Genomic DNA, 1600 nt, shown 5'->3' on the forward strand with positions numbered 1-1600 from the left:
AAAATTTATATCTGATGTTTGAGAAAAATACGCGACCCTCCTCAGGATAGCCCTCTCTATACTCATAGTTTTTATCGAACAGATTTGATACTCCCGCCTCTACGCTTAAGCTCTCGACGGGCTCATACGTAAGCTTGAGATTGGTTACGCCAAAGCCGGCAGTTTTGTGATCTATATGACTACTTCTGCCGGTGGGCACTCTGTTCCACAAGCTCGAGCTAAGCTCTTGAGAGACGTAAACGCCGAATTTAGGCAGAATTTTATAATCTGCGTATAAAAATCCTTTGTGCTTCGGCAGATCGTAGACGATCGTGCTGTCGCCGCTTTCTTTGTATTTGGCGTTCATATACGTATAATTTGCGCCAAGCTCCAAATCTTGCGTCGCAAAATATGCTGCGGCGAACTCAAAGCCCTTGTAATGAGCCTTATCGACGTTTACGTTCATATCTCTGGTTTGCGCAAACCTAGTAACGCTGGTCGTGCCGATAGCGTCTTTAACTCTGGAGTAAAACACCGAAGTTTCCAGCCTTAAAAATTCTCCAAAATTCCTTTGGTAGCCGACTTCGTAGTGGTTTGCTACTTCGGGCTTTAGGTGCGGATTTGCGAAATTTCGCCCAAATCTCTCGCTATATCTATCTTTCATGCTGGCAAAATAGGTCTTTTTGGCGTAGCTTAAGCTTAGCTCGTCCTCGCCGTCAAAGCTATGTTTGATAGCGGTTTGGTAATTAAAGGCATGTTTCTTGCCTACGTCAAACGAGGTTAGCTTCCAGTTAGCGGGGTTGCCGGCTCCACCTCCGCCACCTTTAAATTGAATGTAGTCTTCGGCCTTAATAGCATCTCTCGTGTCGTAACTAACGCCCAAAATCAGTTTGGTAAAATCGGTAAATTTGTGAGTATCTTCAAGTGCGAAACCGTAGGTTCTATCTATAAAGGTAACGGTGGGTTCGGTGCCGAATCTTCCGATATAGTGGATCTTATGTCCGGAGTGCTTATCGTGTTTGTAGTTTGTGGCGAATTTAAGCGTGTTGCTATCGCTTAGGTCTCCGCCCATTTCCAAACCGAATCCGTATGCGTTATCCTTATACTTGCTATCCTCTTTTTTATCGATATCAAACATTCCGTTTTTAAACTCATCGGCAAAAGCCTTAGTATTTATGTAAAAGCTATTTGCAAATTCCGTATGCGATAGGAAATAGACGCTTTGTCTGTCCCATTGATACCACTCCCATTTGCGATCTTTTTGGCTAAAAGTCAGTCGTATATCTTCCGGCATACATCGGCTGCTCTTTGCTTGCCTTTTGATTTACGTATGCGATCGCGTATTCGTCGGTCTCGTTTGGCGTAAGGCCGAGTTTGATATTAAATTTCTTATCTCGCTGCACGGAGTTATCGCGTCTGCCGCCGTCCTCGTTGCCGTTTGCGTCGCCTTTAAATTTACGCGACATCTGCTGCCCCATATCCTCCATAAAGCTGCCGCCAGCTTGTACGTAAAACAGCTCCTGCTTACTACCGACGTTCAAATCGACATTGTTGCCGTAGGTTTTGCCGCTTCTGCCCGTCTCAAAGCCGTAGCCCAAATTCCCTTCAAGCTCCTTGCTAG

1 protein-coding gene and 1 pseudogene are annotated in these 1600 nt (G+C 45.2%); both read right to left on the reverse strand.

All coding sequences use genetic code 11. From position 1 onward, the window contains the following. Positions 1 to 1273: TonB-dependent receptor (locus Q0614_RS06030; RefSeq protein ID WP_298787260.1), on the reverse strand; the 1273-nt coding region annotated here is incomplete at its 3' end. Beyond that, a pseudogene (locus tag Q0614_RS06035) lies at positions 1245 to 1600 on the reverse strand (TonB-dependent receptor); the annotation flags it as partial. The pseudogene Q0614_RS06035 and the gene Q0614_RS06030, both read right to left, overlap by 29 nt.

It is taken from the genome of uncultured Campylobacter sp. (genome assembly GCF_937997595.1).
GTDB lineage: Bacteria > Campylobacterota > Campylobacteria > Campylobacterales > Campylobacteraceae > Campylobacter_B.